The organism is Microbulbifer sp. ABF4_143, from assembly GCF_056160225.1.
Genome location: NZ_JBSWWT010000027.1, coordinates 43,415 through 50,472 on the forward strand (window position 1 = coordinate 43,415; position 7,058 = coordinate 50,472).

Genomic DNA, 7,058 nt, shown 5'->3' on the forward strand with positions numbered 1-7,058 from the left:
ACTTCGTTGTCCGTTCAATAATTTTTCGGGGGCCAGCCAATCCGTATCCGCTTGAATAGGGGGTTGGCGACCGCATTAAAGAAAGTGTCTATCAGGCCGCTGAAAGATACTTTTTCAGCAAGTTGCCATTCAAATTGCGTGCCATCATTTCCGTTCGCGTGGCGATATGCGCGCAGCCGCGATTCTGGCTGCGGGTGGCGCTGTGTGCTCTCTTCAGTGTCCGGCCTGAAAATACTGAATGATCTGCTCCGCCACCTCGCGCATGGTGGTATTGCTGCGCATGGCCAGGCTGCGCAGCGTCTTGTGGGCGGCGGCCTCGCCCAGCTCCTTCTTTGCCATCAGCAGGCCCTTGGCCCGTTCTATGGCCTTGCGGTCGTCCAGCTGCTGCCGGGCGCGCGCGAGGGATTCGCGCAGCTGCTGAAGCTGGCGGAAGCGGGCCAGGGCCATGACGATCGCGGTCTGTACCCGCTCCGCGCTTATGCCCTCCGCCATATAGGCGCTGACTCCGGAGGCCAGCGCGCGGCCGATAAAGTCCGCATCGCCACCGCTGGCAAACAGGGCTACCGGGATGGGAGCCTGGCGGTCGAGCACCGCCAGGCCCTCGAGCAGATCCGGGTCCGGAGCCCCCATATCGATCAGCAGCAGATCCGGTCTGTGCCTTTCCACCCGGTACAGCAGCCCCTCGGCACTGTCGAGCTGTGCCAGTAGGCGGTGGCCTGCTGCGCGCAGCCGTTCGCACACAGCCCGCACGTGCTCTGTCCGGCCGCCGACCAGTATGATGTCGAGGGGGTTGTCCATCTCTGCGCGCTTTTCAGGAAGTTTGCCCGGGGATAACAGCGGTCGCGTCGCCGCGAAACCGGGTTTTCCCGCCATTCATACAATCAAGAGCTGTGCCAAGTGCAAAAGTGGACTCCTATGTGACTGACGCCGCGGCTTTCGGGCGATGGTGACGCCTTAGGAACCTCTGAATAACTCCATAGCCTCTCTGCGGGCCCTGAAGCGTGCAGATGCAAGGCGCAGCTCGCAGCGAATGGCCCGGCCCTTTGCAAGAGCTGCAACGCCGCAGATGCATGCTTCAGGGCCCGCCCCGCGGGGCTTTCAGAGCGATCCACACTCTGCGTTGCGACTTTTTGAAAGGTCTGGACATTCCTACAAAGTCGCGCCTTGATTGTGAACCGCTCTGAAAGCCAGAGAGGCCATGGAGTTATTCAGAGGTTCCCTTAGTATCGATACCGCCATTGCAGTGCGCTTCACGGTCCGGGCGGGCGGCCGCACGGCGCTGGTGCATCGGTTTCTGTGGCGGCCTGTTTTTGGTGCGCGGTGACATCCGGGTCCGCCGACCGGCGGCGCGTACCGCCCGGTCGCAAAGCGCATGGGCCGTGTCGCCACCGGGGATCCGGGTTGGGTGTGGAGTCATTTCGCGCCAATTTCCGGCGCTGACCTGCATCTGGAAGGCGAAAATTTTCTGCGCAATCAGTTACAGTTGTAACCAGGGGCGCTCGCCCGTATCGCAGCGCTTGTGCTGTCGGAGTTATAGGCAGAAGCTAATTTCGTTATTGATAATTCTTATATCGTTGATCGACTAATTTCCTTTTAATAGCTTCCCGCTGCGTATAGAATTTTTTTCTGCTTCCGTATGCGGCAGACCCATATAATTCTTCCAACAGGGGGTTCTGCAGCAGGGAGTGCGAAAAGTGGTGTTCGATCTATAAGCAGTATTCGATATATAAATAGAAATCTACCTTACCGAGGGAGCATAGCGGTGATCATAGCCATTCCGAGAGAGACCGCACCGGGGGAGGCGCGGGTAGCGGCAACTCCCGACAGCGTGAAGCGTTTGCGCGATCTGGGTTTTTCCGTCGCGGTTGAAAAAGGCGCGGGCGCAGCGGCCAGTTTTACCGACGCGGCCTACGCAGAAGCCGGAGCCGAAATCCGCGGCGATATCAAAAGCTGCCTGCAGGACGCCGGCCTGGTGCTCAAGGTGCAGGCCCCCAGCGACGAGGAGCTGGCACTGATCCCCGAGGGCGCCACCCTGGTCGCCTTCCTGAAGCCGGCACAGAATCCCGAGCTGTTGCAGAAACTCGCCGAGCGGAAGATCAATGCGCTCGCGGTGGAGTCCATTCCCAGAATTTCCCGCGCGCAAAAAATGGATGCGCTCAGTTCCATGGCCAATATCGCCGGCTATCGCGCGGTGATCGAGGCGGCGCACAACTTCGGTCGTTTCTTTACCGGGCAGATCACCGCCGCCGGCAAGATTCCGCCGGCCAAGGTGCTGGTGATCGGCGCCGGCGTGGCCGGCCTTTCCGCCATCGGCACCGCCAAGGGTATGGGGGCGGTGGTGCGCGCCTTTGACACCCGCGCCGAGGTGCGCGAGCAGGTGGAGTCCATGGGAGCGGAGTTCCTCACCGTGGAGATAGAGGAGGAGGGCTCCGGCCAGGGCGGTTACGCCAAGGAGATGTCGAAGGAGTTTATCGAGGCCGAGATGGCGCTGTTCCGCGAACAGGCCAAAGAGGTGGATATCGTTATCACCACCGCGCTGATCCCCGGCAAGCCGGCGCCCAAGCTGTGGCTCGCGGATATGGTCGACAGCATGGCCGAGGGCTCGGTGGTTGTGGACCTGGCCGCGGAGATGGGCGGCAACTGCGACTACACGGTGGCCGATGAAAAAGTCGTGAAAAACGGTGTGACCATTATCGGTTACACCAATCTGCCGAGCCGTGCCGCGACCCAGTCCTCCAGTCTCTACGCGACCAACCTGGCGCACCTGCTCAGCGAACTGGCGCCGGAGAAAAACGGCGAGATCAATATCAACTTCGACGACGAAGTGATCCGCGGCGCGACAGTGGTCAAGGGTGGCGAAATTACCTGGCCGCCGCCCCCGCCCAAGATTTCGGCGCAGCCGAAGCCGGCGGAAAAGAAACCCGAACCGCAGGTGACGGTGGTCGAGGAAAAGGCGCCCGCGAAGAAGTCGCCGCTGTCGATCCTGGCCTTCTGGGCCGTTGCCGGAAGCCTGCTGCTGTGGCTTGGCAAGGTGGCGCCGGCGGATTTCGTATCCCATTTTACCGTGTTCGTACTGGCCATCTTTGTCGGCTGGCAGGTGATCTGGAATGTGACCCACGCGCTGCACACACCGCTGATGAGTGTGACCAATGCCATTTCCGGCATTGTCATCGTCGGTGCGCTGCTGCAGGTGGGCGCGACCGGCTCCGGCCTGGTGACCCTGCTCGCCTTTGTCGCGGTGCTGGTGGCCAGCATCAATATATTCGGTGGCTTCTTCGTCACCTACCGCATGCTGAAAATGTTTCGGCGCTAAGAGGGGAGAGTAATGATGAACGGTATGATTTCCATGGCTTATCTCTTCTCCGCGGTGATGTTTATCCTGAGCCTCGGCGGGCTCTCCAGCCACGAGACGGCGCGGCGCGGCAATATCTACGGCATGGTCGGTATGGCGGTGGCCATCCTCGCCACCATCGCCGGCATCGTCGCCGGTGCCTACTGGATGGTGGCCATCGCCATGGCGGTGGGCGCGGTCATCGGGCTGGCCCTGGCCAAGCGCGTGGCGATGACGCAGATGCCGCAGATGGTGGCGCTGCTGCACAGTTTCGTCGGTCTGGCGGCGGTGCTGATCGGCTGGGGCGGCTTCCTCGATCCGCGCGTGTCCCTGAGCGGTGCCGAGCACATAGTGCACAACACCGAGATCTATCTGGGTATCTTTATCGGCGCGATTACGCTGACCGGCTCGGTGGTCGCCTTCGGCAAGCTGCAGGGGCTGATCTCCGGCAAGCCGCTGATGCTGCCCGCGCGCCACTGGCTGAATCTGGCCGCGATCCTCGCCTGCGTGGTGCTGGGGGCGCTGTTTATCCCCGCGGACCTGAACGCGGGCACCGTGATCAATCTGCTGATTATGACCTCCATCGCGCTGCTGCTCGGTATTCACCTGATCGCCGCGATCGGCGGTGCCGACATGCCGGTGGTGATCTCGATGCTGAACAGCTACTCCGGCTGGGCCGCGGCGGCCACCGGGTTTATGCTCAGCAACGACCTGCTGATCGTGGTCGGCGCCCTGGTGGGCTCCTCCGGTGCCATTCTGAGCTACATCATGTGCCGCGGTATGAACCGCTCCTTTATCAGCGTGATCTTGGGGGGCTTCGGTTCCGACGGCGGCGAGGTGGCCGAGGGCGATATAGACGGCGAGGTGATCGCGACCAATTACGACGAGCTGGCGGCGGAGCTGGAAGCGGCCGAGAGCATCATCATAGTGCCGGGCTTCGGCATGGCGGTGGCCCACGCCCAGCAGGCGGTCAGCGACCTGACCGACCGGCTGCGCAAGATGGGCAAGACGGTGCGCTTCGGCATACATCCGGTGGCCGGCCGCCTGCCCGGGCATATGAACGTGCTGCTGGCGGAGGCCAATGTGCCCTACGATATCGTGCTGGAAATGGACGAGATCAACGGCGACTTCCCGCAGACGGATCTGGTCCTGGTGATCGGCGCCAACGACACGGTCAACCCCGATGCGGTGGAAAAACCCGGATCGCCGATCGCCGGTATGCCGGTGCTGGAAGTGTGGAAGGCCGGCAAGGTGGTGGTGTTCAAGCGCTCCATGGCTTCCGGTTACGCCGGCGTGGCCAATCCGCTCTTCTACAAGGAGAATGCGCGCATGCTGTTCGGGGATGCGAAGGACAGCCTGCAGGCGGTGCTGGGCAAGCTGGGCGCGGTGAGCTCCAGCCAGGGCGCCGCCAGCGGCCGCCAGCAGGCTGTTACCACTTGACGGTTCGGGAATGCCCGGCACAGCCGGGCTTGACTTCGTGACCCCTTCGCGCCGGCCCCGGGCCGGCGCTTTTCCCCCTCCCGCTTGAATTCCCTCCATCTTTCCTCGACATCCACCCGCGCCGGCTGAACGGGCGGACAGATTTTGCTATCGATTGGCCGGGGCAGTGGTGGTACTCTCCGGCGCTTCGAATACTAATTAAAAAATGGAGTTTGGAGTCATGGAGGTGTCTTTCCGCCGCCTGGTCTTGCCCGTCTTACTTTTTCTGAACGCTGTTTCCCTGGCCGCCTGCGGAGGTGGTGGAGGTGGCGGAGGTGGTGGCGACAATGGCGACGAGCCGCTCGGCTGGCAGCCGAATGTCTTTCAGCCATCGGAGAATTTCGCCAACCAGTGCAGCTCCGTGCTGCCGCAGAACAACTGGCTGCGCTCCTGGAGTCACGAGACCTATCTCTGGTACAACGAGATAGAGGATCGCGATCCGGCCGCGTACAGCGATCCAGTCGAATACTTCGCGCTGCTGAAAACCGAGCAGACCACCCCGTCCGGCAGCAAGAAGGACAACTTCCACTACTCGATGCCGACCGACGAGTGGAACCGGCAGTCCCAGTCCGGCGTGGCGGTCGGCTACGGTTTTCAGTGGGCGCTGCTCAAGGCGGAGCCGCCGCGAAGGGTCCGGGTGGCATACAGTGATCGCGACGGCGAGTGGCCCGCGGGCGTCCGGCGCGGCATGGACGTGATTACTGTGGACGGCGTGGAGCTGGATTGGAGCGACGACATAGAGACGCTCAATGCCGGCCTCTTCCCGAGCGAAGTCGGCGAGCAGCACACTTTCGTCTTGCAAGATCCGGAAACCCTGGACCACGTCGAGGTGACCCTGACCGCGAGTGCCATAACCCTGGACCCGGTGCAGAATGTGCGCGTGTTCGATCGGGCCGACAAGCGCGTGGGCTATATGTTATTCAACGACCATATAGGTACCGCGGAGAAGGCGCTTCTGGACGCGGTCAATCGGCTGCAGGCAGAGGGTGTGAACGAACTGGTGCTGGATCTGCGCTACAACGGCGGCGGTCACCTGGCGATCGCGAGCCAGCTCGCCTATATGATCGCAGGACGCGAGCGTACCCGCGGCAAGACTTTTGAGCAGCTGCAGTTCAACGATCAGCATCCCACCCACGACCCGGTCACCGGTGAACCCCTGGATCCGATTCCATTCATCGACGTCACCCTCGGCGAGTGGGAGTTGCCGGGCAACCAGCCGCTGCCGAGTCTGGACCTGGATCGCGTGTTTGTACTCGCCGGCCCGAACACCTGTTCCGCCAGCGAGGCGATCATCAACGGCCTGCGCGGCGTGGACATGGACGTGGTGCAAATCGGGAAGCAGACCTGTGGCAAGCCCTACGGTTTCTATCCCACACCCAACTGCGGCACCACCTGGTTTACGATCCAGTTCAAGGGCGTCAACGACAAGGGCTTCGGCGAATACGCCGACGGCTTCGTGCCGAACGAGGACTACGACGATGGCTACGCGCTGGTGAAGGGCTGCGACGTTACCGATGATTTCTCCCACCCGCTGGGTGACGAGAGCGAGGCGCGCCTCGCGACGGCGCTGAACTATATTGAGACCGGCAGCTGCGGCAGCGTCTCCGCCAGCAGCTTCTCCGCCGAGCCGCAGATGGCGGGCGGCCTCTCCAACGGGGAGGGCCGGGTGTCGAAGTCCGTCTGGCGGCAGAACCGCATAGTAATGCTGGGTAGGTGATGCTATGAAAGCGACCAATACGGGCCTTATTCTCAGTGCGCTGCTGCTCGGCGCCTGCAATTCGCCGATGGCGCTTGGCGGCGACAAGCCGGCGGTGATCGCCGAGGCCACGCCCGAGAGTCGGGCGGAGCTTCAGCGCCTGGTCAGCGAGGCGCTGGACGGCGCTGCGGTCACCCTGGCCGACGACGCGCTGACGAAGGAAAGCACGCTGATCATCGAGCGCAATCCGCCCCAGGATCTGAGCCGGCGCCCGCTGCAGGGCCGCATCATGGAGCCCCCGGTCAAGTTCCGGCTGCTGCTCAGCGACAGTCGCTGCTGGCTGGAGAGGGTGTCCGATGGCGGGCGCTGGGAGCTGCTGCAGGCGGAGTGCGTGCCTGCCGGCGGCTAGGGGACGTTTCTTCTGACGTTTCTTCTGTAGGAGCGGGGGGGGGGGGGGGGGGGGGGGGGGGGGGGGGGGGGGGGGGGGGGGGGGGGGGGGGGGGGGGGGGGGGGGGGGGGGGGGGGGGGGGGGGGGGGGGGGGGGGGGGGGGG

5 protein-coding genes are annotated in these 7,058 nt (G+C 63.2%); 4 read left to right on the forward strand and 1 reads right to left on the reverse strand.

Annotated features, from left to right (window positions below; genetic code table 11):
• Nucleotides 1-213: 213 nt before the first annotated feature.
• Nucleotides 214-798, reverse strand: a complete 585-nt coding sequence (locus ACXAF3_RS16735; RefSeq protein ID WP_475113439.1) for an ANTAR domain-containing response regulator — start codon at nucleotides 796-798, stop codon at nucleotides 214-216.
• 964 nt (nucleotides 799-1,762) lie between these two features.
• On the opposite strand from ACXAF3_RS16735, the gene ACXAF3_RS16740 reads away from it, so the two are divergent.
• The 4 genes from ACXAF3_RS16740 (at nucleotide 1,763) to ACXAF3_RS16755 (ending at nucleotide 6,915) form a co-directional block, all read left to right on the forward strand.
• Nucleotides 1,763-3,313 carry a Re/Si-specific NAD(P)(+) transhydrogenase subunit alpha gene (locus ACXAF3_RS16740; protein ID WP_475113440.1) on the forward strand — a complete coding sequence of 517 codons (1,551 nt, stop codon included), beginning with the start codon at nucleotides 1,763-1,765 and terminating at the stop codon, nucleotides 3,311-3,313.
• A gap of 15 nt (nucleotides 3,314-3,328) precedes the next feature.
• On the forward strand, nucleotides 3,329-4,771 hold the full coding sequence (pntB, locus tag ACXAF3_RS16745; RefSeq protein ID WP_475113441.1) for a Re/Si-specific NAD(P)(+) transhydrogenase subunit beta: 1,443 nt from the start codon (nucleotides 3,329-3,331) through the stop codon (nucleotides 4,769-4,771).
• Between the two features lie 220 nt (nucleotides 4,772-4,991).
• Nucleotides 4,992-6,527 (forward strand): S41 family peptidase, encoded by a 1,536-nt coding sequence (locus ACXAF3_RS16750; protein ID WP_475113442.1) that lies wholly within the window; start codon nucleotides 4,992-4,994, stop codon nucleotides 6,525-6,527.
• A 4-nt stretch (nucleotides 6,528-6,531) separates the two neighbouring features.
• Nucleotides 6,532-6,915 (forward strand): hypothetical protein, encoded by a 384-nt coding sequence (locus ACXAF3_RS16755; RefSeq protein ID WP_475113443.1) that lies wholly within the window; start codon nucleotides 6,532-6,534, stop codon nucleotides 6,913-6,915.
• Nucleotides 6,916-7,058: the final 143 nt, after the last annotated feature.

Excerpts from the sequence above, each read along its gene's own strand:
- pntB (WP_475113441.1), top strand. The coding sequence starts at position 3,329 with ATGAACGGTATGATTTCCATGGCTTATCTCTTCTCCGCGGTGATGTTT.
- ACXAF3_RS16735 (WP_475113439.1), bottom strand. The coding sequence starts at position 798 with ATGGACAACCCCCTCGACATCATACTGGTCGGCGGCCGGACAGAGCAC.
- ACXAF3_RS16755 (WP_475113443.1), top strand. The coding sequence starts at position 6,532 with ATGAAAGCGACCAATACGGGCCTTATTCTCAGTGCGCTGCTGCTCGGC.
- ACXAF3_RS16750 (WP_475113442.1), top strand. The coding sequence starts at position 4,992 with ATGGAGGTGTCTTTCCGCCGCCTGGTCTTGCCCGTCTTACTTTTTCTG.